Annotated in this window: 24 protein-coding genes and 1 pseudogene; 18 read left to right on the forward strand and 7 right to left on the reverse strand. The window is 63.1% G+C overall.

All coding sequences use genetic code 11. From position 1 onward, the window contains the following. Together OP495_RS06390 and OP495_RS06395 are read right to left on the reverse strand one after the other, a co-directional pair. Positions 1 to 404, reverse strand: a pseudogene (locus tag OP495_RS06390) (DNA alkylation response protein); the annotation flags it as partial. 88 nt (positions 405 to 492) lie between these two features. Further along, a complete protein-coding gene (locus OP495_RS06395; RefSeq protein ID WP_280563918.1) occupies positions 493 to 1,062 on the reverse strand; it encodes a TetR/AcrR family transcriptional regulator in 570 nt (189 codons plus the stop codon). Positions 1,063 to 1,149: 87 nt separating this feature from the next. Between OP495_RS06395 and OP495_RS06400 the strand changes: the two genes are divergently transcribed. The 3 genes from OP495_RS06400 (at position 1,150) to OP495_RS06410 (ending at position 3,625) form a co-directional block, all read left to right on the forward strand. Continuing rightward, complete coding sequence (locus OP495_RS06400; RefSeq protein ID WP_280567932.1) at positions 1,150 to 2,382, forward strand: MFS transporter; 1,233 nt, start codon at positions 1,150 to 1,152, stop codon at positions 2,380 to 2,382. Between the two features lie 126 nt (positions 2,383 to 2,508). Then, positions 2,509 to 3,066, forward strand: a complete 558-nt coding sequence (locus OP495_RS06405; RefSeq protein ID WP_280563920.1) for an NUDIX hydrolase — start codon at positions 2,509 to 2,511, stop codon at positions 3,064 to 3,066. A 64-nt stretch (positions 3,067 to 3,130) separates the two neighbouring features. Then, on the forward strand, positions 3,131 to 3,625 hold the full coding sequence (locus OP495_RS06410; RefSeq protein WP_280563921.1) for a glutathione peroxidase: 495 nt from the start codon (positions 3,131 to 3,133) through the stop codon (positions 3,623 to 3,625). A gap of 12 nt (positions 3,626 to 3,637) precedes the next feature. Here the strand turns inward: OP495_RS06410 and OP495_RS06415 are convergent, their stop codons facing one another. Beyond that, entirely contained in the window at positions 3,638 to 4,027 is a 390-nt protein-coding gene (locus OP495_RS06415) for a hypothetical protein (protein ID WP_280563922.1), read from the reverse strand. Between the two features lie 183 nt (positions 4,028 to 4,210). Here OP495_RS06415 and fabV point away from each other — a divergent pair, with 183 nt between their 5' ends. Together fabV and OP495_RS06425 are read left to right on the forward strand one after the other, a co-directional pair. After that, complete coding sequence (fabV, locus tag OP495_RS06420; protein ID WP_280567934.1) at positions 4,211 to 5,416, forward strand: enoyl-ACP reductase FabV; 1,206 nt, start codon at positions 4,211 to 4,213, stop codon at positions 5,414 to 5,416. Positions 5,417 to 5,533: 117 nt separating this feature from the next. Beyond that, a complete protein-coding gene (locus tag OP495_RS06425) occupies positions 5,534 to 6,508 on the forward strand; it encodes a GlxA family transcriptional regulator (RefSeq protein WP_280567936.1) in 975 nt (324 codons plus the stop codon). Positions 6,509 to 6,528: 20 nt separating this feature from the next. Here the strand turns inward: OP495_RS06425 and OP495_RS06430 are convergent, their stop codons facing one another. Then, positions 6,529 to 7,974 (reverse strand): M48 family metalloprotease, encoded by a 1,446-nt coding sequence (locus OP495_RS06430; RefSeq protein WP_280567939.1) that lies wholly within the window; start codon positions 7,972 to 7,974, stop codon positions 6,529 to 6,531. A 143-nt stretch (positions 7,975 to 8,117) separates the two neighbouring features. Between OP495_RS06430 and OP495_RS06435 the strand changes: the two genes are divergently transcribed. Beyond that, on the forward strand, positions 8,118 to 8,369 hold the full coding sequence (locus OP495_RS06435; protein WP_280567941.1) for a sulfurtransferase TusA family protein: 252 nt from the start codon (positions 8,118 to 8,120) through the stop codon (positions 8,367 to 8,369). Beyond that, the gene (locus tag OP495_RS06440; protein WP_280563928.1) at positions 8,366 to 9,457 is read left to right on the forward strand and encodes an AI-2E family transporter; all 1,092 of its coding nucleotides are present in this window, start codon (positions 8,366 to 8,368) and stop codon (positions 9,455 to 9,457) included. The genes OP495_RS06435 and OP495_RS06440 overlap by 4 nt, the downstream gene beginning before the upstream one ends. Here OP495_RS06440 and OP495_RS06445 read toward each other — a convergent pair whose 3' ends face one another. Beyond that, entirely contained in the window at positions 9,458 to 9,934 is a 477-nt protein-coding gene (locus tag OP495_RS06445) for a peroxiredoxin (RefSeq protein ID WP_280567944.1), read from the reverse strand. Between the two features lie 260 nt (positions 9,935 to 10,194). Here OP495_RS06445 and dapA point away from each other — a divergent pair, with 260 nt between their 5' ends. The 4 genes from dapA to purC all read left to right on the forward strand — a co-directional run bounded on the left by dapA (position 10,195) and on the right by purC (position 13,748). Then, positions 10,195 to 11,079, forward strand: a complete 885-nt coding sequence (gene dapA, locus OP495_RS06450; protein ID WP_280567947.1) for a 4-hydroxy-tetrahydrodipicolinate synthase — start codon at positions 10,195 to 10,197, stop codon at positions 11,077 to 11,079. A gap of 84 nt (positions 11,080 to 11,163) precedes the next feature. After that, entirely contained in the window at positions 11,164 to 12,114 is a 951-nt protein-coding gene (locus OP495_RS06455; protein ID WP_280567950.1) for an outer membrane protein assembly factor BamC, read from the forward strand. A gap of 13 nt (positions 12,115 to 12,127) precedes the next feature. Continuing rightward, entirely contained in the window at positions 12,128 to 12,913 is a 786-nt protein-coding gene (locus OP495_RS06460; protein WP_280567953.1) for an MBL fold metallo-hydrolase, read from the forward strand. 124 nt (positions 12,914 to 13,037) lie between these two features. After that, the gene (purC, locus tag OP495_RS06465; protein ID WP_280563934.1) at positions 13,038 to 13,748 is read left to right on the forward strand and encodes a phosphoribosylaminoimidazolesuccinocarboxamide synthase; all 711 of its coding nucleotides are present in this window, start codon (positions 13,038 to 13,040) and stop codon (positions 13,746 to 13,748) included. 56 nt (positions 13,749 to 13,804) lie between these two features. On the opposite strand, the gene tsaA is transcribed toward purC, so the two are convergent. Beyond that, complete coding sequence (gene tsaA, locus OP495_RS06470) at positions 13,805 to 14,566, reverse strand: tRNA (N6-threonylcarbamoyladenosine(37)-N6)-methyltransferase TrmO (protein ID WP_280567955.1); 762 nt, start codon at positions 14,564 to 14,566, stop codon at positions 13,805 to 13,807. A gap of 6 nt (positions 14,567 to 14,572) precedes the next feature. On the opposite strand from tsaA, the gene OP495_RS06475 reads away from it, so the two are divergent. Beyond that, positions 14,573 to 15,103 carry a GNAT family N-acetyltransferase gene (locus tag OP495_RS06475; protein ID WP_280567958.1) on the forward strand — a complete coding sequence of 177 codons (531 nt, stop codon included), beginning with the start codon at positions 14,573 to 14,575 and terminating at the stop codon, positions 15,101 to 15,103. Positions 15,104 to 15,154: 51 nt separating this feature from the next. Here OP495_RS06475 and OP495_RS06480 read toward each other — a convergent pair whose 3' ends face one another. Beyond that, a complete protein-coding gene (locus OP495_RS06480) occupies positions 15,155 to 15,949 on the reverse strand; it encodes an SDR family oxidoreductase (RefSeq protein WP_280567960.1) in 795 nt (264 codons plus the stop codon). Between the two features lie 218 nt (positions 15,950 to 16,167). Between OP495_RS06480 and OP495_RS06485 the strand changes: the two genes are divergently transcribed. The 6 genes from OP495_RS06485 to OP495_RS18795 all read left to right on the forward strand — a co-directional run bounded on the left by OP495_RS06485 (position 16,168) and on the right by OP495_RS18795 (position 22,675). Beyond that, positions 16,168 to 17,382 (forward strand): aspartate aminotransferase family protein, encoded by a 1,215-nt coding sequence (locus tag OP495_RS06485; RefSeq protein ID WP_280567963.1) that lies wholly within the window; start codon positions 16,168 to 16,170, stop codon positions 17,380 to 17,382. 23 nt (positions 17,383 to 17,405) lie between these two features. Next, positions 17,406 to 18,470 carry an arginine N-succinyltransferase gene (locus OP495_RS06490; RefSeq protein ID WP_280567965.1) on the forward strand — a complete coding sequence of 355 codons (1,065 nt, stop codon included), beginning with the start codon at positions 17,406 to 17,408 and terminating at the stop codon, positions 18,468 to 18,470. Next, positions 18,470 to 19,486 (forward strand): arginine N-succinyltransferase, encoded by a 1,017-nt coding sequence (astA, locus tag OP495_RS06495; protein WP_280563940.1) that lies wholly within the window; start codon positions 18,470 to 18,472, stop codon positions 19,484 to 19,486. Before OP495_RS06490 ends, astA begins: the two co-directional genes overlap by 1 nt. A 139-nt stretch (positions 19,487 to 19,625) precedes the next feature. Further along, positions 19,626 to 21,095 carry a succinylglutamate-semialdehyde dehydrogenase gene (astD, locus tag OP495_RS06500; RefSeq protein WP_280567967.1) on the forward strand — a complete coding sequence of 490 codons (1,470 nt, stop codon included), beginning with the start codon at positions 19,626 to 19,628 and terminating at the stop codon, positions 21,093 to 21,095. Further along, positions 21,092 to 22,450, forward strand: coding sequence for an N-succinylarginine dihydrolase (astB, locus tag OP495_RS06505; RefSeq protein ID WP_280567969.1), 1,359 nt, complete (start codon positions 21,092 to 21,094; stop codon positions 22,448 to 22,450). Before astD ends, astB begins: the two co-directional genes overlap by 4 nt. Before the next feature lie 60 nt (positions 22,451 to 22,510). Beyond that, the gene (locus tag OP495_RS18795; protein ID WP_348521301.1) at positions 22,511 to 22,675 is read left to right on the forward strand and encodes a hypothetical protein; all 165 of its coding nucleotides are present in this window, start codon (positions 22,511 to 22,513) and stop codon (positions 22,673 to 22,675) included. Positions 22,676 to 22,680: the final 5 nt, after the last annotated feature.

The following is a 22,680-nucleotide window of genomic DNA, read 5'->3' on the forward strand; positions in this document are numbered from 1 at the left end:
GGCTCGACCTGGGTCAAGAGATAAAGCGCGGCGACATGCGCCTGGTGGCCGCCTTTACCTTCCTGTTCCCAGGCCACGGCCTGCCAGCCGCCATCGCAGGCGAGATGCATCAAGCGGTGATAGGCCTCGGTGTAGTGCACCTCGTCGAGCCGGCGCCCGTGGCGATCGAACAAGTGCAATTCGGGAGGGTGCCGGTTGGCCTCGTCGGCGATGGTTTGCCAGGTGTCGCGCCCGGCCTCACGGGCGAGCGGGGCAATACGCGCCGCGACCCAAGCCGGAGCCTCGCGGGCCAGTGCCTCGCGCAGGGCCGTGTCCTCTTCCAGGAGGTCACGATCACCGCCGAGCGAAGGTTGGTTGGTGACGTCGTGCGTGGCGAGATGAGTGCGAGCGGCATGATCGGCCATGGAAGCGACTCCTGAAGACGGCAATGGGATGCGCCGTGCTTCGAGCATGGTCAGACGTGATGCCGGGGTCAATGCGACCCTGGTGGGATTAGCTGGGCGCGTTGGTATTCGGCAGCGTCTGCGCGATCCAGCGACGGAGCCGCTCGGGCGTCGCCGTGTCGAGGTCATAAAGCAGTCGGTAGGTCATCGGCGCGATCACGCCATCCATCAAGTCCTCGACCGATGGCGTGGTGTCGCCGCGTTTCACGGCGCGTTCACGCAGGCATGCCATGATCTGCTCGGCATAACGGCGGCAGCGTTCGCGTCGTTCGCGCTCGGCGCTAGCCATGATATCGCCGAGCATGCACTGGCCGGTTGGTGAGGTCATCTCATCGAGATATTGCTCGCCCCAGGCCTGAAGATCGCCCGCCAAGGAACCGGTATGCGGCGGTTCGTCGTCGGGGCGCAGGCGCTCGAGCGACACGTCCGCCAGCAACTCGGCGATGTTTCCCCAGCGGCGATAGATCGTCGACGGCGTCACGCCGGCCTTGCTGGCGATCTGTGGCACGCTGAGTTCCTCGCGGGACTTGGCGGTCTGCAGCTCGCGAACCGCTTGATGCACAGCTTCTTGCACCCGTGCGCTGCGCCCCCCGGGGCGAACGGCTTCTTTGATGGCCATAGTCACCTAACGCAAAATATTTGCTTTATGAGCCTGCTAAGTTCAGACTGCTCTTAACGCACAATCTTAGCATTAATGGATTTTATCATGACACCGCCTTCATCCCCGGGTACGCCGGGTGCCTACCCGACGCCGCGCCTCGGGCAACTGACGTATTATGCCATCCTGATGATCACTTTCCTGGCGGCATCCAGTGCTCCGACGCCGTTGTACCGGCTCTATCAGCAGACGTGGGGGTTCTCCGCCACGATGCTCACGCTGGTATTTGCTAGCTACGTATTTGCCTTGCTGGTGGCGCTACTGGTGTCCGGGTCACTGTCGGACCATATCGGTCGGCGGCCCGTAGTGGCCGGCGCCATCCTGGGTGAAATCCTGTCGTTGGGAGTGTTCTTCTGGGCCGATAGTCTGGCGTGGCTCATGGCGGCGCGTATTCTGCAGGGCCTCGCCACTGGTGTCGTGACCAGCGCACTGGCGGCGGCCATGCTCGATAGCGACCACCAGCGTGGGCCCGTCATGGCGAGTATCGCACCGCTATTCGGCATGGGCATCGGCGCCCTGTTTGCGGGTATCTTGGTAACGTATGCGCCCGCGCCGCTGCATCTAGTGTACGCACTCTTGGCCATCACTCTGGTGGTTCAAGGCCTGCTGCTGGGCCGCATCCGCGAAAGCGTGACGCCGCGCCCGGGCGCCTGGGCTTCTCTGCGGCCACGCGCCTCTGTACCACAGCCTGTCCGGGGGCCGCTGATGCGCGTGGTGTCAGCGGTGATCTCGTCCTGGGCGCTGGGCGGTTTCTCGCTGTCGCTGGGCCCCACGCTGGTAGAGACCGTCAGTGGTATTCATAACCCGCTGGTCGGTTGCCTGATCACGTTCCTGTTGCCCTGCGTGGGCGCCATCAGTGTGTTGACGCTGCGCGCCAAGCCGCCTCGTGTGGCCGTGCTCATCGGCACGGGCTGCTTGATCGTCGGCATGAGCGTGCTGTTGTTGGGGGTGTATTGGCGCAGTGTGGCGGTGCTGCTGAGCGGTACTGCCTTGGCCGGGATCGGTTTCGGCGCGGCTTTCATGGGCGCCATGCGTACGGTGATGCCATTGGCACCGCCCACCGAGCGCTCAGCGTTGATGGCAGCGTTCTATGTCATTTGCTATTTGTCCGCTAGCCTTTTGGCCATGGCCGGTGGCGTGGCGACGCAACACATGGGCTTGCTGCCGACGACGTACGTGTATGGCAGTGTCGTAGCGGCGTTGTCGCTCGCCGCCTTCATCGGGGCGCTGACGCAGCGCGCGACCCCACGGCGTTGGCAAGCCTGCGATAGCCCGGCTTGAGACGTGACTTGGCCCACGCTTCTGGGGATAGGCCTTCTGCATGTCCAGTAGTATCTTCGACATGACGTGATGCCCGGGCTCTGGCATGCTGAAGCTTTCCCGCACCGACACGTCACAGGACACGCCATGGTCACGCCGTCGTCTTCCGCAACGCTTGAGTCGCTGCCCGAGCCGGTCATCAAGGATGAGCGGATCCAGCTGGTCGACGCTCATAATCGTCCTTGCGGCAGTGCCTCGCGCAGACTGATGCGGCGCTTTCGCTTCTGGCACCGCGCGACGTACGTGTTCGTGCGCAATGGTCGGGGTGAGTTATGCGTGCAGCGCCGCACACTGACCAAGGAAGTCTTTCCTGGCTGTCATGATCTGGCCACCGGTGGCGTAGTCGGCGCGGGGGAAGCGGAACATGTCGCCGCGCGTCGCGAGCTGGCAGAAGAACTTGGCATCGAGGGCGTGTCGTTGACGCCGTGTTTCACGTTTCGTTATACCGATGTCGGAAACTTCATTCATGGCAGTGCTTTCATGGCCGACTATGAGGGATCGTTGGTCTTGCAACCGGATGAAGTCGCCGACGCTACCTGGTTAACGGTGGAGGCTGCGCTGGCACTTGAAGACGCCACACCGGACAGCCGCGTCGCGCTGGAACATATGCTCGCCCAAGGCTGGTTGATGGCACGGGACGATTGAAGCCCTGCCGCAGGCGGACGACAATGAAGAGGTATCCCCATGATGAACGCGATGCGCGACCGCCATGACGCTATATAGCCAGGATTGCCATACCAACCGGATGGAGCCCTTCAATCTGCGCGCGCTGCGCGGGCAGGTGCTGTTGATCGTCAATGTCGCCAGCCGCTGCGGTTATACGCCGCAACTCAAAGAGCTCGAATGGCTGTATCGCCGTTATCACGATCAAGGCTTTACCGTGTTGGCGTTCCCCTGCAATCAGTTCGGCCGTCAGACACCGGAGTCAGCCGAGGGGTTCGGCGCTTTCTGCATGCGTGAATATCGGGTCAGTTTTCCGGTGATGGAGAAGATCCACGTCAACGGACGCGATGCCCATCCGCTGTTCGTGCTGCTGCGCCGCCAGGCGCCGGGCGTACTGGGAAGCACTCCCATCAAGTGGAATTTCACCAAGTTCCTGGTGGGGCGTGATGGCCATGTTATCCGACGTTTCGCGCCGCGCGTCTCGCCGCGCCGCATGGCGAGGGATATCGAGCAGGCACTGGACATTCCGTTCTCGGCATGACGCGCGTCCGGCTCATGGCGCAGCCGTTTGCAGACGTTCGATCAAGATGTCGAAGCGTGGCCGACTCATCATCGTGGTCAATCCGGAAAACAGCAGCCAAAAGCCCCTGCGCCAGCCATGCAGGCGACGCGTGTGGCGTGCCAGGTCGAGCAGCAGGCGGTCCTCGTCGAAGTCACGCCATTCGCCGGCCACCGACATCTGGCGACGCGACATGACCGGCGCCATCTCCAGCCGATAGATCATTTCCAGCTCCTGAGGGGTATGGCCTTGTGTCTCGACCACCTCGAGCATGCGGGTATATTCGCGTTCCCGGGGCTCGCGCTCGAGCCAGAGGGGCGAGAGTGCCAGCCATAGGGCGCCACGGCGTTCCAGTAGGGTTTCAAGCTCGTTGGGGTCGTGCATGTTTTGGCTCTTCGCTGTGAAGGGGCATCTTCGGCCACACGGCCATAGCGAACAAGGGGTGCGGACATGGACGCCATCACCCGCTAGAATGCCCCTCAATAAAGAAACCGTGCATTGGCGCGCGTTTCCCCGTGGCGGTTCCGACCGCGATCAACGAATAACGTCAGCAAAGAGGTTCCCTCTGTGATCATCAAACCCAAGGTTCGTGGTTTCATCTGCACGACGACGCACCCCAAAGGCTGCGAGCGCAATATCGCCGAGCAGATCGCCACCACGCGTGCGAACATTCCGCAAAGCGAGCAGCAAAATGGTCCGAAGAAGGTGTTGGTGATCGGCGCCTCCAGCGGCTATGGCCTGGCCGCGCGTGTCACCGCGGCCTTCGGTTACGGGGCGTCGACCCTCGGGGTCTTCTTCGAGAAGCCGGGCACCGAGAAGAAGCCGGGCACGGCGGGGTGGTACAACTCGGCGGCGTTTGACAAGTTCGCCAAGGAAGAAGGCCTTTACAGCAAGGCGATCAATGGCGATGCCTTCTCGCACGAAGCTCGCACCCAGGCCATCGAGTTGATCAAACAGGACCTGGGCCAGGTCGACCTGGTGGTGTACTCGCTGGCCTCGCCGGTACGCAAGATGCCCGATAGCGGCGAGCTCAAGCGTTCTGCCCTCAAGCCCATCGGCGAGACTTATACCGCCACGGCTATCGATACCAACAAGGATGCCATCACCGAGGCCTCCGTGGAGCCGGCCACCGAGCAGGAAATCGCCGATACCACCACCGTCATGGGCGGCGAGGACTGGGAGCTTTGGATCGACGCGCTGGATGAGGCGGGCGTTTTGGCGCCGGGCGCGCGCAGCGTGGCGTTCAGCTATATCGGCACCGAGATTACCTGGCCGATCTACTGGCATGGTGCGCTGGGCAAGGCCAAGGAAGATCTCGACCGCGCCGCTGGCGAGATCGACGCGCGTCTTTCCAAGGAGGGCGGCAGCGCCAACGTGGCGGTGCTCAAGTCGGTAGTAACCCAGGCCAGCGCGGCGATCCCGGTGATGCCGCTTTATATCTCGATGGTCTACAAGGTCATGAAAGAAAAGGGCCTGCATGAGGGCACCATCGATCAGCTCAACCGCCTGTATGCCGAGCGTCTGTATTCATCACAAGAGCAGGATACCGACGAAGCGGGCCGCCTGCGTCTCGACGATTGGGAGCTACGTGATGACGTGCAGCAGCCATGCAAGGAGCTATGGCCGCAGGTGACCACCGATAACCTCTTCACGCTGGCCGATTATGCCGGTTACAAGCACGACTTTCTCAAGCTGTTCGGCTTCGAGCGCGAGGATGTCGATTATGAGGCGGACGTCGACCCCGTGGCGGAGTTCGACGTCGTGCAGCTGTGATCGTCGCGTCCAAGCGTATGCCCCGGGGCCGCTCTGAAAAGACGTGCCAGACGTTTGCCGTTACGCGGGCCGCGCAGATCGACCGCGAGGCGGACACGCTGGTGGAGGCGCTGCTTGATGCCAGAGAGTGAAGAGCGCCGCGATGCCCCGCGCCAGGTGGGATTTCTGCTGTTGCCGGGGTTTTCGATGCTGGCGCAGGCCTGCGCCATGGAGCCGTTACACGTCGCTAATTTGCTGGCCGAGCGTCGACTCTATGTGCCACGAACTTTCGGGCTCGATGGGCGCGCGGTGAAAAGCGCTGCGGAGCTGGCGTTGACGCCGGAAAGCGTGGCGGGCAGCGATGTCCAGCCTTTGGACATGCTCATGGTGTGCGGCGTGAGTCCGTCGCCAGAGAGCGAATCTTTGAACTTGCATGGTTGGCTGCAACGGCTGGCTTCACGCGGGGTCATGCTGGGCGGCATCGCCGGTGGCACCCAAATGCTGGCACGTGCCGGTGTGCTGGAGGGCTATCGCGTCACGCTGCACGTCGCCGGGGCCGATGCGTTCACGCGGGATTTTCCTGGCGTACATGTCTCGCATCAGTTGTTCGAGATCGATCGTGGTCGCTTGACCTGCGGGGGCGGCACGGCGGCGATGGATATGATGATGACGTTGATCGCGCAGCAGCATGGCGCGCGGCTGGCCGAGAGCGTCTCCGAGCATTTCGTCTGCGAGCGCATCCGCATGGCGGACGAGCCCCAGCATGTACCACTGCGCGCGCGTCTCTCGCACGCACCGCAGAGCCTGGTTGACGCAGTGACGCTGATGGATTCCAACATCGAGGAGCCGCTGACCACTCACGAGCTGGCTGAACACCTGGGGATTTCCCGGCGGCAACTGGAGCGGCTGTTCAAGAAGTATCTGCAGGCGGTGCCCAGCCGTTATTATCTGGAACTGCGTCTTCAGAAAGCCCGCCAGTTGCTGCGTGACAGTGAACAGGCGGTCGGCGACATCGCCCTTTCCACGGGCTTTTCCTCCGGAGCGCATTTCTCCACGGCGTACCGTAACCATTTCGGCATCAGCCCGCGCGACGAACGCATCCCCCGTCATTGACCGCAGTTTTCGTATAAAGCCTAGAAGTCCTGCAGCGTTTGCCGATACCCCAGATACGCCTTGCGGCGTTCAACCAAGCGGCTGGCCATGGCGAAGTCGCCCTGGTCGCGTGCCGTCTCTTCGGCGATATCGAGCTGTTTGATGGCGCGGTCGATATGACCGGTCAGCTGCAATTGTTCGGCGCGGGCGAGCATGCCCCACAGATTGCGGTCGCTACGTCCGGCGGCTTCCGCGAGCAGAGAGAAGACCTGCGGGTCCTCGGGATATTGATCGCTCATGCGGCGCAGGATGTCGTATGCCTGGCGTGGGGCCTGCTGCAGCAGCACCTCCGCCTCGATGAGCTGCGCCGGGCGGTAGTCCGGTTGCAAACGCAGGATCCGCCGGGCGCGGGTCAATGCAACATCGCGCTGGTCGGCATCGAGCGCCACCTGGGCTGCGCTGGCCGGTAGCATCGAGAGATTCGGCTGCGCTGCGCTTAACTGGTCGATCGTATCGAGTGCCTGTGCGGTATGACCGTTGTGGGCCTCGATCAGCGCTTGCAGGTAACGTATCGCGGCGTCGGGAGGGTTGTCCTGACGTAGCTGAGTCATGGCCTGGTCGGGATTGTCGCGATTGAGCGCGAGCAGGGCGCGAGCGCGAATCAGGCTGAAGGCCGTGCTATCGTGCGGTGCGGGCGAGGGCATCTGGTCAGCGCGGGCCTGGGTGTCGGCGATGCGGGCTTTGGTGACCGGGTGTGTGAGCAGGAATTCCGGCGGGTTGCCGCCCTGTAGGCTGGACAAGCGTTGCATGGCGCGGAAAAGTTCAGGCATGGCCTGCGGGTCGAAGCCGGCATCGGCCAGGGCCTCCAGTCCGACGCGATCGGCTTCCTCTTCGAAACGCCGGGAATAGGCGAGCTGGTCCTGGATGAACGCCGCTTGCGTGCCGACCATGGTGGCCAGCCCTGCATCGCCTGCGCCACCCGCAGCAAGGACCATGCCGACCAGCATGGCGCCCATGGTGGGCAACTGCGTCTCTTCCACGCGCTGCATGCGGCGCGCGAAATGATGCTGTGATAGGTGGCCGAGCTCGTGGGCGATCACCGAGGCCAGGGCGTCCTCGCTCTCGGTGAAGGTGAACAGACCGCTGTTGACGCCGACCACGCCGCCCGGCACGGCGAAGGCATTGAGCAGTCGGCTGTCGACTATGGTGATGACGGTGTCGTCATGGACTCCGGCATGTGGTAATAGGCGCGCCACCAGGCCATGAATGTAATCCTGGGCGATAGGGTCTTGCCACTTGTCGGTCTGAGCGCGGAACTGGCGTAGCCAGGCGCGTCCCAGGCGGTGTTCCTCTGCGCTTGAGACGGTGGCGCTCGAGCCACCCAACTCGGGAAGGCCGTAATCGTCTTGCGCCAGGGCATTCGGCGCGAAAGCGCAAAATGTCACGGCGAGGCATAGGGCAGGAAGCAGCGTCCAGCGACGTGGCATGGGTATCCTCTTGAATGGCGCGACGGGGCGGGTAGACCGACGGCATGATGCACGCCATGCTACCGTTGTCTTCGACATTGAACTGACTGGCAAAGTGCCTTTAAATCGTTGCGTTTTCAACTACCGAACCGCTGGGGGCGCAGATGGCGTTGCAACCCGATCATATGCTTGACGCACGTGGCCTGCATTGTCCGTTGCCGCTACTCAAGGCCAAGCAGGCCCTATCGACGCTCGAAGTGGGCGCGTTGCTCGAGATTCAGGCGACCGATGTGGGGTCGTGGCAGGATTTCGAGACCTTTGCTGCGCAGGGGACGCACTGCCTCGAGGCGCGCGAAGAAAGGGACGGCGTCTACTTTTATTGGCTGCGCAAGGGCGAACGAGGAAGCACAGCATGACCATGAAAGGCCTCTTCAAGGGGTGGATGGAGCGCTATTTCTCGGATGAGGAAGCGGTCGTCTTGCTCATCGTGCTGGTGTTGGGTTTTGCCGCCGTCATCTGCCTGGGTCGGATGCTGGCGCCGTTCTTCACCGCCCTGGTGCTGGCCTTCCTCCTGGAAGGCGTGGTCGCGTGGCTAGAGCGGCGCGGCTTGCCACGCCTGCTGTCGGTATTGGTCGTGTTTCTGATCTTTCTGGGGGCATTATTGGCGCTGGCCTTGGTGATCATGCCGCTGGTCTGGAACCAGATGGTGGAGCTGGTGCAGGAGGCGCCGCGTATGTTCGCCAGTGGCCAGGCATGGCTGGATACCTTGCAGTCGCACTATCCGACCTTGATCACTCCCGATCAGATCGAACAGTGGATCGCCACCGCCGGACGCGAGGCGACCCAGCTCGGGCAACGGGCGCTGACGCTTTCGCTGGCGTCGTTGGGCAATCTATTAGGTGTGCTTGTCTATCTAGTACTGGTGCCGATTCTGGTGTTCTTCCTGCTCAAGGACCGCGAGCGCCTGACGCTGTTCCTGCTGTCCCTGCTGCCCAAGAAGCGTGTCCTGATGACGCGCATCTGGCATGAAATGGACGATCAGATTGCCAACTACATTCGCGGCAAGGCGATCGAGATCCTGATCGTGGGCGTGGTAGCCTTCATTACCTTCTGGACGTTCGGGTTGCCTTATTCCACCTTGCTGGCACTGATCGTCGGCTTGTCGGTGCTGGTACCGTACATCGGCGCGGCGGTGGCGACCTTGCCGGTGGCGGCCGTCGCGGGTTTCCACTTCGGCATCGGCAATCAACTCGTCTACGTACTGCTGGCCTATGCCGTTATTCAGGCGCTGGATGGCAATGTGCTGGTGCCCATCCTGTTTTCCGAGGCGGTCAACCTGCATCCGGTGTCGATCATTCTGGCGGTGCTGTTTTTCGGCGGTATCTGGGGCTTTTGGGGCGTATTCTTTGCGATTCCGCTGGCGACCTTGATCAAGGCGCTGGTGTATGCCTGGCCGCGCGGTGTGCGCGATCCAGGCCTGCGGTCTCCCCCGGCGGAGCAGTGATCAGGAGGCCGTATTGAGTTCGCGGGCGGCGTCGAGTACCTCCTCGACGTGGCCCTTGACCTTTACCTTGCGCCATTCGCGCGCCAGTTTGCCGTCGGTGTCGACCAGGAAGGTGCTGCGCTCTATTCCCAGATGCTCCTTGCCATAGAGTTTCTTGAGCTTGATGACATCGAAGAGTTGGCATAGTGCCTCGTCCTTGTCGGAAATCAGCTCAAAATTGAACCCTTGCTTGGTCTTGAAGTTCTCATGGGCACGCAGTCCGTCTCGCGAGACACCGAGAATCACGGTGTTGGCGGCCTCGAAGTCGGCCTTATGGTCGCGGAAGTCGCCCCCTTCGGTGGTGCAGCCCGGGGTACTATCCTTGGGGTAGAAATAGATCACGACCTGCCGGCCACGGTAGTCGGAAAGTGTGATCTGCGTATCGCCCGTTGCCGGGGCACTGAAATCGGGTACGTGCTGGCCGATGCTGACGCTCATGGAGAGTTCCTCGAATACTGACGTGAAAGGTGTCGTTGCCTGAACGTGGGCAGTTAAGATTACATTGCAGCCAGGCGCACGTGTCAAAGCACGCCGCTTCTGTACAGGATGAAGCTGGCTGAGTACCATTTGACGTTGATCGACATCATGACAGGAAAAACCGGTCCGGCGCTGGAAACGCCCGGTTGGCGATACGTGCCTTTTTATCGCCCGCGCATGCCGGTGGCACGCTGGCCCGATTCACAGGAGAGCACTGCAGAATGATCACAGGCAGCATCGTCGCGTTGGCGACACCGATGAAGGCCAGTGGCGATATCGACTGGGAGGCGCTGCGTCGCCTGGTGGAGTTCCATCTCGACAATGGCACCGATGCCATCGTCGCGGCGGGTACCACCGGTGAGCCGACCACCATGTCGTTCGCCGAACATTTTGACGTCATTCGCTGCGTCGTCGAAGAAGTCGACGGCCGCATTCCGGTCATCGCCGGTACCGGCGCCAACGCGACCTCGGAAGCGGTCGAGCTGGCACGTTACGCACGCGAAGTAGGCGCGGATCTCTGCTTGTCGGTGGCCCCTTACTACAACAAGCCGACTCAGGAAGGGCTTTACCAGCATTTCAAGGCCGTCGCCGAGGGTGGTGGACTGCCGGTCATTCTCTATAACGTGCCCGGTCGCACCTGCTCGGATATCTACAACGAGACCGTGTTCCGTCTTGCCGAGATCGAGAACATCGTCGGACTCAAGGACGCCACCGGTAACCTCGAACGCGCCGAGGAGCTTGTCGAGCGTCTCAAGGATACCGGCTTCGCGCTTTATTCCGGCGACGACCCCACGGCGTGTGATTTCATGTTGATGGGCGGCCACGGCGATATCTCGGTATGCGCCAACGTCGCGCCGCGTGCCGTGCACGACCTCTGCGTCGCCGCCGTGGCCGGCGATGAAGAGCGGGCGCATCAAATCAACTCACGCCTCATGTCGCTGCACACCGCACTGGGCGTCGAGGCCAATCCGATTCCCGTGAAATGGGCGCTCAACCGCATGGGGTTGGCGGAGCAGGGCATTCGTCTACCGATGACATGGCTATCCGATAAGTATCACTCCACGGTGAGCGAGGCATTGCAGCTTGCCGAGGTGGTCGAAGACTGACATACCGTCGTGAGCGGGAGTCAGACGTTTACCTGCGTTAGCGATGCTCCTCGACGCCGACCAACGCATAAAGAAGGTGGATGCATGAAACCCGTCCTTAAATGGATGCCGCTGATCATCGGCGCCACTCTGATCGTAAGTGGCTGTAGCCGTTCCGGTTTTTATTATGATCGTAACGCTGAATACGCCGATGCCGAGGTGGTCGAGCCCGTGACGCTGCCGGATTCGCGCGACTCGTCACAGTACCAGAACGCCATGCCGGTGCCTGATGCCGAGAGTGATTTCGTGGCCACGGATGAAGACTTCGATGTGCCGCGCCCACGTCCGCTGGCCTCTAGCCAGGAAGCCGAGGCGGCATTCGTCGAATCTCGCGAGGCCGGCGACGAACGTTGGTTGGTCGTCAATGCTGCCCCGGACGGTGTCTGGCCGATGTTGCAGGGATTCGCATCCGCGCAAGGCGCCAGTGTCGATAGTGCCGATGCCGATAGCGGGCGCCTCGAGACTGGCCTGGGGACGTTGAGTGTCCGTCAGGGGTTGCGTGAAGGCTCCAGCGAAGTGCGTTGTGAAAACAGCGGCAACGAAGCCCGGTGCCTCGATGCGCTGCAGCGCTACCTGAGCGACAATGTCGGTGACCAGGAAGGCGTGTCTCTGGCGGCACAACCGCTGGCGAGCAATGACCGCGTAAACTTGTCGAACCACGATGGTGAGTGGCAGCTCGAGCTGGCGCTGAATCTTGAACGTGCCTGGCCGGAACTGCGTTATCAGCTCGAGAACAACTTCGAGGATCAACGGGGCGCCTTGGTCGATCAGAACCGTAGCACTGGTCAGTTCGTGATCGACTACACCGCCCGCGATGACGATTCCGGCTGGTTTGACTGGTTCGGCGGCGACGATGCGACCCAACGCTACCGTCTCGATGTCAGCGCCAATGCGCGTGACACCACGCAGGTGAACGTCAGCGGCGAAGACGGCGGCCCGGTGGATTCGGGCGATGCCCGTGAAGTGCTCGACGCCGTGGCAGCGACCTTGCGCTGAGATGCCGGACGGCATGATAGATCAGCCCCAGGCGACCCTGCGTTTCGCATCGCTGGGTAGTGGTAGCAAGGGCAACGCCACCTTGGTCAGCGACGGTGAAACGCACGTGCTGGTGGATTGCGGCTTTGGCATGCGCGAGGCGGAACGCCGTCTCGCGCTGTTCGGTCTGCATCCCCGCCAGCTCGACGCCGTGCTTCTCACCCATGAGCATGGCGATCACATACATGGTGTGGGGCCCCTGGCGCGTCGTTACGTGCTCCCGGTCTATTTGACCGCAGGCACTTGGCTATCGGGGCGCCTGGGCGAGGTGCCGCACCATGAGTGGGTGGTGCCTCAGTCACGCTTCGCGATCAAGGGACTGGAGATCGATCCGGTGACGGTGCCGCACGATGCACGCGAGCCGGTGCAGTTTCGGTTTCGCGCGCATGGTCGCCATCTGGGCGTACTCACCGACCTCGGCCATCCCAGTGAACACGTCCTCGATGCGTTCCGGGGCTGTGATGCGCTGATTCTCGAGTGCAATCACGATCGCCACATGCTCGATGTCGGCCCTTACCCACGCAACCTCAAGCGGCGGGTCGGCGGTCACTGGGGGCACTTGGCCAATGTCCAGGCCGCCGAGCTCTTGACGCGGCTGGGGTTGGATCGCCTACAGCGTATCGTGTGTTCGCATATCTCGGAAGAGAACAATCGCCCCGAACTGGCGCTGGAAGCGCTGACGCCGTTGTTGTCCGGCGATGAGTCACGGTTGCTGGTATCGGCGCAGGAATATGGCTTCGCCTGGCAGAGTATCGCGTGAGTCGAGGTCGTGCGTCGTTGGCATCCTGGAAACGCCTTGAATAGTCTTTGAATACGTCGCGGGTCGTGCGATCCGCGCTCAGACAAGAGCCAGTCGGCCCCGTGAGGGCCATTGTGGAGACCCCATGGAAAAACGTGACGAGCTGTACGCGGGCAAGGCCAAGTCCGTCTACCGCACCGATGACCCGCAGCGTTTGATCCTGCACTTCCGCGACGACACCAGCGCCTTCGACGGCAAGAAGAAGGAATTGCTGGCGCGCAAGGGCATGGTCAATAACAAGTTCAATGCCTTCATCATGGAAAAGCTCCAGGCGGCGGGCATCCCGACGCATTTCGAGACGCTGCTCTCCGATGATGAGTGCGTGGTCAAGAACCTCGAGATGATGCCCGTCGAGTGCGTGGTGCGCAATGTCGCCGCGGGTGGGCTGGTACGCCGTCTCGGCGTCGAGGAAGGTCAGACGCTGATGCCGCCGACCTTCGAATTGTTCCTCAAGGACGACGCCAATGGCGACCCGATGATCAACGAGTCGCTGGCCGAGACGTTCGGCTGGGCGACGCCCGAGCAACTGGCGACCATGAAAACGCTGACCTTCCAGGTCAACGATGTCCTCAAGCAGTTGTTCCTCGACGGTGACATGCTGCTGGTCGATTACAAGCTCGAGTTCGGCCTGTTCGACGGCCAGGTGACTCTGGGCGACGAATTCTCGCCGGACGGTTGCCGTCTGTGGGACGCCAACACCCGCGAGAAGATGGACAAGGATCGCTTTCGCCAGGGGCTGGGCGGCGTCATCGAAGCCTATGAAGAAGTCGGACGGCGGATCGGCATCACGTTCTGATCGCCGCGCGTTTTCGGCTTATGCCATCGGGGCGCCCACGGGCGCCCCGATGTCGTTCATGCAGGAGAAGACGCCACGACGATATCTTCCACATGCATCGCGTCGAGGCCGTTGGTCGTGATCGGGTAGCAGCGTACGTCCACATCGCGCAGGCGCACGCCATAGCGGCGTTCGGACGTATTCTGCGCGTTTTTGTGGTACGCGGGGCGTGGATCCTGGGCCAGCACCTGGCGTATCAATTCACGCAATGAGTCGCCGTCATGACGCATCAGCAAAGCCGCTTCGGCGGCGGCCGAAAACGTCACCGGCAGCGACGGCGGTGGCGTGGGGGCGAAACCACTGCGTGCCGCCGGGAGCGCTTCGGCCCAGGCCAGATATGGCTTGATATCGAGCACCGGCGTGCCGTCGACGAGATCGTGCCCGCGCAGGTGCAGCGTCACGCCGTGGTGCGTGTCGATCTTCACTAGCTCGACCAGCGACAGCCCCAGACGGTTGGGGCGGTGGGTGCTGCGCGTGGCGAAAACGCCGTGTTTGGCATTGCCCCCCAGACGCGGCGGGCGCACTAACGGCGTCCAGCGCGTGGGGCTTTGGTGGAAGACGAAGGTCAGCCACAGATGGCTGAACGCGTCCAGGCCGCGCACAGTGAGTGGATCGGCGAACGCTGGCGCAAGCGTTAGCGTCGCCCGTGCGGCACTGGCCAGCCCCGGTTGGCGCGGAATGCCGAACTTGTCTGGGTAGTCGCTGGCGATACGTCCGATAGGCGTGAGCGTAAACGTGTCCGAGGTCTCGGCAGCGGGGAAGTCGCAATCGATCATCATGGTATTATGCCCAATGCGCGCCCGTGCGGCGAGACATGCCATTTTCAGGAGGCAACGGTGACCGAACGAATCGTCTATCGCGAGGCTACGCCGCGTGATGCCGCTGATCAGGCGGAAGTGTTTCACCATGCCGTGATGCAGGGTGCCGCCGGTTATTACACGCTGGCGCAACGCGAGGCGTGGACCATGGCCCTACCGCGCGATGCCGAGGCCTGGGCGGCGCGCCAGGTGCTCTATCCTACGCTGGTGGCGGTCTGCGACGGACGCTGCGTGGGATTCTGCGAGATCGACCCCGGCGAAGGGCGTATCGAAACGCTTTACGTGTGGCCCGCGCTGGCCAGGCGGGGCGTGGGTGGTCGCTTGCTGGAGCTCGCCGAAGGCGAGATGTACCAGCGCGGCGTGATGTGCATGCGGATCGAGGCCAGCCTGGTGCTGGCGGAGGCCCTGGTACGTCGCGATTGGGCGCACCAGGGCGAGGCCTGGGTGGAGCGAGGTGGCGAGCGTCTACTCCGCGTCAGGCTCAGCAAGGCGCTCTAGGTTTTTGTTAAAAGCCGGCGTGTCTTTTGAAAAGTCGGCATGTCGCTGCGGTTACGCCATGCTGTCGACGATGCCGCCTTCCACTCGCAAGGGGGCGCCGGTGGTGGCGCTGGCTTGCGGTGATACCGCGTAGACGCACATGTTGGCGACTTCCTCGGGCGTGGCGAGACGGCCGATGATCGAGCTGGGCCGATTCTCCTTGACGAAACGCGCTTCCATTTCCTCCTGGGAAACGCCTTCCTGATCTGCCATCTGGGCGATCATGCCGACCACGCCTTCGGAGCGCGTCGGCCCGGGCAGCACCGCGTTGACGGTGACGCCGGTACCGGCCAGCACCTTGGCGAGCCCGCGCGAGATCGACTGCACGGCGGACTTGGTCATGCCGTAGTGAACCATTTCGGAAGGAATATTCAGCGCCGATTCGCTGGACAGGAACTGGATGCGTCCCCAGCCGCGCGATTTCATGCCTTGAGCGTAATGGCGCGATAGCCGCACGCCACTCATGATATTGACCTGGAAGAACTGCTCCCAGGTTTCGTCATCGGTCTCGAAGAAGTCCTGCGGGCCGAAGAGCCCCACGTTGTTGATCAGAATATCGGTATCCGCGCGTGCGTCGATCAGTGTCTGACAGCCTTCGGCGCTACCCAAATCGGCGGCGACGCCGGACACCCGCGCGCCCGAGACCGCCGCTTTCAGGTCGCTCACCGCTGCGTCGACCCGCGCTTGGGTGCGGCCGGTGAGCGTGACCTCGGCACCGGCTTCGGCCAACCCCTGGGCGATGGCGAAGCCGATACCGGCGGTAGAGCCGGTGACGATGGCGGATTTGCCGCTGAGATCGATCTGCATGGTGCGTCTCCTTGTAGCGCCTCGTGTGTCTAGGTGGCTCTTCGTGTCGTGATGACACGACCATGAGCCTGCAAACAAGTGAGTCGGGGCGTAGACGACAAAACTCAACCTCTTTTCATAATTCGTCGTCACATTGCTGAAAGACCCGATACCTCCCCTCCTCGTATACTCAATGACAACCTACCGTATTCGTTGACCCACCCAGGAGGACCGACACGATGTCCCAGTCACCGACCCGCGACGATTTCGACCGCTACATGGTGCCCAACTATTCCCCGCAGCGGACGATTCCGGTGCGCGGCGAAGGCAGCCGTCTGTGGGATCAGGACGGGCGCGAATACATCGATTTCGCCGGCGGGATCGCGGTCAACGCGCTGGGGCATTGTCATCCCGCGCTGGTATCGGCGCTCAAGGCGCAGGCCGACACGCTCTGGCATCTGTCCAACGTCTACACCAATGAGCCGGCGCTGGCCCTGGCCAAGTCGCTCGTCGAGCGCACCTTCGCCGACAAGGCGTACTTCTGTTCGTCCGGCGGTGAAGCCAACGAGGCGGCCTTTAAACTGGCTCGGCGCTGGGCGTACGACAATGTCGGTGCGCACAAGGACAAGATCGTCTCCTTCCGCCAGTCGTTCCACGGTCGCACCCTGTTTACGGTCAGCGTCGGTGGCCAGCCCAAGTATTCCGAAGGCTTCGGGCCGATCCCCGGGCGTATCGAACATGCCGTGTACAACGACCTCGACAGCGTCCGCGCGCTGATCGACGACGAGACCTGCGCCGTGGTGGTCGAGCCGATGCAAGGCGAGGGCGGCGTGGTGCCGGCCGATCCCGACTTCCTGAGCGGTCTGCGCACGCTATGCGATGAGCATCAGGCGCTGCTGGTATTCGACGAAGTACAATCGGGTGTGGGCCGCAGCGGGCATCTCTATGCATACATGCATTACGGCGTGACGCCCGACATCCTGACCAGTGCCAAGGCATTGGGTGGTGGTTTCCCGGTCGGTGCCATGTTGACCACCGATCGTGTGGCACCGTCGTTGGCGGTGGGCACCCATGGTTCTACTTACGGTGGCAACCCGTTGGCCTGCGCGGTGGCGCTGGCGGCGGTAGAAACCATCGATACCGCCGAGGTGCTGGAAGGCGTCATGCATCGCCATGCGCTATTCAAGGAGCACCTCGAGGCAATCAATCGCGAATACGGCATCTTCAAGGAAGTGCGCGGCCTGGGTCTGTTGCTCGGGGCCGAGATGGCGCCGGCCTACGAAGGGCGCGCCAAGGAAATTCTGCCGCTGGCCATGGAAGAAGGGTTGATGGCGCTGGTCGCTGGACCCAACGTGCTGCGCATGGCGCCGTCGCTGGTGATCTCCGAGGCAGAGGTTCGTGAAGGGATGGCCCGCCTGGAACGCGCCGTGGCGCGACTCGTGCAGGACGCATGAACCCGCAACCGAGAGACATTGCCATGCTTGTCGTTCGCCCCGTTCAACCCCGCGACTTGCCGGCACTGGAGCGCTTGGCGGGCAGTGCCACGCCGCGCCTGACCAATCTGCCGGCGCATCGCGATCGCCTCGAGGAGCGTATTGCACGCTCGACGCGGGCCTTGGCACGTGAGGTCGATTTTCCCGACGACGAGGCCTATACCTTCGTGCTCGAGGATCTCGAGCTTGGCGAGGTGGTGGGGACCGCCAGCATTCGCGCCCAGGCGGGCGCTATGGATGCCTACTACACCTATCGCCAGGAAACGCTGATCCACGCCTCGCAGCAACTCAACGTGCGCCGCGAGGTGCAGACCCTGTCGCTGTCGCACGAGACCTCCGAGACCACGCTGCTGTGCGCGCTGTCGCTGGACGCCCGTTACAAGGGCACCAGCGCCGAGAGCCTGTTGCGGCGCGCGCGGTTGATGTTCATCGCGCAGTATCCCGAGCGCTTCGCGTCGATTCTGGCCGTGGCCTTTCCGGGCTATCTCGATGCCGAGGGAGAATCGCCGTTCTGGAATAGCGTCGGGCGGCACTTCTTCGCGCGTGGCTTTCAGGAAATCAACCTGTTGGCCGGGGTACGCTCGAAGAGCTTCATCGCCGAAGTGATGCCGCAATTCCCGCTCTACTTGCCCTTGCTTACGCCCCAGGCGCGTGCCGCCATCGGCCGTGAGCATCCCGATCACGAGAGGGCGCTCGAGGAAATGCTCGGCGAAGGCTTCGTGCGCTCGCGGCACGTGGATATCTTCGATGGTGGGCCCGTGGTGCGCGGCGAGCGCGATCGTCTGCAGAGCGTGCGCCAGGCCAGTTGGCATCCGGTACGTGTGCGTCCCGGTAACGTGCTGCCGGATGCCGAGCCGGCGTTGATCGCCAATCAGCAACTGGGCGGCTTTCGCTGCCTGGTGGCGCGCTATGCGCTGTCGCCCACCGGGCAGTTGATGCTCACGCCCGAGCATGCTGAATTGCTGGGCGTTGAGGAAGGCCGCGCGGTCCTGGCTGCGCCATTGGCATTGCCCAACGTGCTGGATGAGTTCGACGAGGGAGACACCTGATGCGCATTCGACCCATCGAACGCCGCGATATCGACAGTCTGCAAGCGCTGGCTTGGCAGACTGGCGTGGGGTTCACCTCGTTGCCCGACAATCACGACTTCCTCGCCGCCAAGATCGAACACGCGGTCAGCGCCTTCGAGGAGCGCAGCGCCATCGACGACCGGCTGTATTTCTTCGTGCTCGAGGACGATACCAACGGCGAGTTGGCCGGATGCTGCGCCATCGAGGCACAGGTTGGCCACGACGTCCCGTTTTACCACTATCGCCTGGGCACCCTGGCGCACTCGTCGGTGCAGCTCGACTTGCATCGCACCATCGATACGCTGTTTCTCAGCTCCGATCATACCGGCGACGCCGAGGTCTGCTCGCTGTATCTGCGCCCCGAATACCGGCGCGATCGCAACGGCGCCTTGCTGTCCAAGGCCCGCTGGCTGTTCATCGCCGAGTTTCGCGACCGCTTCCCCGACAAGGTGCTCGCCGAAATGCGCGGGCGCTTCGATGAGAACGGCACCAGTGCCTTCTGGGAATGTCTGGGCAGTCACTTCTTTCCCATGAACTTCAACGAAGCCGACCGTCTGACCGGCCTCGGGCAGAAGAGCTTCATCGGCGAGCTGATGCCCAAGTTCCCGATTTACACGCCGTTTCTTTCCGAAGAAGCGCGGGCCTGTATCGGCGCGGTTCACGAACACACCCGCCCGGCGCTGGAAATGCTCAGGAAGGAAGGACTGCGTTGGGAAGGCTACATCGACATCTTCGATGGCGGCCCCACGGTGGAGGCGTATATCGATGATGTAAGCGCGGTGCGCGACTCGGCGTCCTATCCCGTGGAAATCGTGGACGAAGCCGCCAGTGTCGAACGCCCGACCTGGTTGGTAGCGACGGCGAACATTAGCGACTTTCGGGCTGCCTGGGTCGGACGCGGGCCCAACGCGGACGGCGTGCTCACGCTCACCGGCGCCGAAGCCGAACGCTTGGCGGTGACCAGCGGCGATACGCTGCGGGTGCTGGAGACCTGAGCTACGGGCTACGGGCTACGAGCTACGAGCAAAGAGATTGTGAACTCTGTGCTTTGGTTGAGGCTTGCTTTCGCGGCTCGCGGCTCGCGGCTCGCGGCTCGCGGCTCGCGGCTTACCAATGAATCATCAGGAGCGACATATGCAAGCCAAACAGCAGTTGCTGATCGATGGCGCCTGGGTCGCGGGTGACGCAGCGCGTTTCGACAAGACCGATCCCGTCTCCGGCGAGACGCTCTGGAGTGCCAGCGCGGCCAGCGCGGCCCAGGTCGAGTCGGCGGTAGCCGGCGCACGGAAGGCGTTTCCCGCCTGGGCGCGTCACAGCTTCGAAGAACGTCAGGCCGTGGTCGAGTGCTTCCGCGAGCGTCTGGAAGCCAATCGCGAGGCGCTGGCGACGAGCATCGCGCATGAAACCGGCAAGCCATTGTGGGAAGCGCGTACCGAGATCGGCGCGATGATCGGCAAGGTGGCAATTTCGATCACCGCCTATCACGAGCGCACTGGCGAGCGCGCGCGGGATGTCGGCGGCAGCCGTGCGGTGCTGCGCCACCGCCCGCATGGCGTGCTAGCGGTATACGGCCCGTACAACTTCCCCGGGCATCTGCCCAACGGGCATATCGTTCCGGCGCTTTTGGCCGGCAACGCGGTGGTCTTCAAGCCCAGCGAGCAGACGCCGATGACCGCCGATCTGACGCTGCAATGCTGGCTCGAGGCGGGCCTGCCCGCCGGCGTGATCAATCTGGTGCAGGGCGCGGCCGAGGTCGGCCAGGCATTGGCCGGCAGCGCCGACATCGACGGCCTGCTGTTCACCGGCAGTGCCAAGATCGGCGGGCTTCTGCATCGCCAGTTCGGCGGCCAAGTCGACAAGATTCTGGCGCTGGAGCTGGGCGGGAACAACCCGCTGGTGGTCAAGGACGTGCCGGACCAGGAAGCGGCGGTATTGTCGATCCTGCAGTCGGCGTTTGCCTCCGGCGGGCAGCGTTGCACCTGCGCGCGGCGCTTGATCGTGCCCCAAGGCGCGGCGGGTGATGCGCTGCTCGAAGCGCTGGTACGTGCCATTGGCGCGCTGCGCGTGGCGGGGCCATTCAGCGAACCGGCGCCGTTCTATGCGGGGCTGGCCAGCGTCGAGGCGGCGGATGGCCTGCTGGCCGCCCAAGACGATTTCGTCGCACGCGGCGGCCGGGTATTGAGCAGCATGCGCCGCCTGGAAGAGGGCACCAGCCTGTTGTCGCCGGGTTTGATCGATGTCACCGGTTGCGAGGTGCCTGATGAGGAACACTTCGGACCGCTGCTCAAGGTGCATCGTTATCACGATTGGGACGAGGCCATCGCTCTGGCCAACGATACGCGTTATGGCCTGTCGGCAGGTCTGATCGGCGGTGAGCAAGCCGACTGGGACGACTTCCTGCTGCGCATCCGCGCCGGCATCGTCAACTGGAATCGCCAGACCACCGGCGCCTCCAGCGACGCTCCGTTCGGTGGCATCGGCGATAGCGGCAACCACCGCCCGAGTGCCTATTACGCTGCCGACTACTGTGCGTATCCGGTCGCCTCGATGGAAACCGAAACGCTCAGCCTGCCCCATACCTTGCCGCCGGGGGTGGTGCTATGAGCGAAGGTTCTATGAGTGAAGGGGTACGCGAGGTCAATTTCGACGGTCTGGTGGGGCCGACCCACAACTACGCCGGACTGGCGCATGGCAACGTGGCCTCGATGCGCCACGGCGGCCTCACAGCCAACCCGCGTGAGGCGGCGTTGCAGGGGCTCGACAAGATGAAGTCGCTGATGGAGGCCGGCTACGCGCAAGGCGTGTTGCCGCCCCAGCAACGCCCCGACCTGGGGGCGCTGCGCGATCTTGGCTTCACCGGCGACGATGCGAACGTGCTGGCGCGAGCGGCCCAGGAAGCCCCACAACTGCTGCGCGCGGTGTGCTCGGCCTCGTCGATGTGGACGGCCAATGCCGCGACCGTGATGCCGAGCGCGGATGCCCCGGATGGCCGCGTTCATTTCACCGCCGCGAACCTGCAGTCGAGCTTTCATCGCTATCTTGAACCGCGCACCTCCGCGCGCGTGTTGGCGGCGATGTTCCGCGACGAGACGCACTTCGCGCACCATCCGGTGCTGCCGGCGACGCCGGCCTTCTCCGACGAGGGCGCGGCCAATCATACCCGCCTATGCGGCGCGCATGGTGAGCCCGGCGTGCATCTTTTCGTCTACGGTCGTCAGGCATTCGGCGGACAACATGGCCCTACGCGCTACCCCGCGCGCCAGACGTTGGAGGCGAGTCAGGCAATCGCGCGGCAGCATGGCTTGAGCGACGCGCAGACGGTGTTTGCCCAGCAAAACCCCGAGGCCATCGACGCCGGTGTCTTCCATAACGACGTCATCGCCGTCGGCAATGGCCCGGTGCTTCTCTATCACGACATGGCGTTTCGGGATGAAGACGCTACGCTGGACGCGCTGCGTGCCCGGATGTCGACGCCACTGATCCCGGTGCGGGTGCCGAGCGAAGCGGTCAGCCTCGAGGAGGCGGTGTCGACGTATCTTTTCAACTCGCAGTTACTCTCCAACTCCGACGGCAGCATGACACTGGTCGTGCCCGGCGAGTGTCAGGAGAACGAGACCGTGTGGCGTACGATTCAGGACCTGCTGCTGGCGGGATACAACCCAATCAGCGAGGTACTGGTCAAGGACGTCAAGCAGAGCATGCGCAACGGCGGCGGCCCGGCGTGTCTGCGCCTGCGCGTCGCGCTCTCGTCAGCCGAACGTCAAGCGCTGGGTGGCCGGGTTTTGCTCGACGAGGCCCTGCATGGCGATCTCTCCGCCTGGGTCGAGCGGCATTATCGTGACCGGCTGGCGCCCGGTGACCTCGCCGACCCGCAACTCGCCCAGGAATCGCTCACCGCTCTGGACGAGCTGACGCAGCTATTGGGTATCGGCGCGGTGTATCCGTTTCAGTTGGTGTGATGCCACGCGGATGATGCCAATTAGGGCTGAGTTTCGCTGACAGTGATCAGGAGCATACGTGTGATCGAGAGTATCGCTATCGTTAGACTGCAGGCCGACTCGCCCCACGCCGGGGCTGTAGCGGGTTGGACCCATGACGCCTGGGGGCATCTGCATCCCGATACTTCGGCCGAGGACTATTGCCGGGAATTTATCGCGCAGTGCGGCGAGGGTGGCGTTCCTTAGGTGTT

The sequence above is a fragment of the Chromohalobacter sp. 296-RDG genome (genome assembly GCF_029889885.1).
GTDB lineage: Bacteria > Pseudomonadota > Gammaproteobacteria > Pseudomonadales > Halomonadaceae > Chromohalobacter.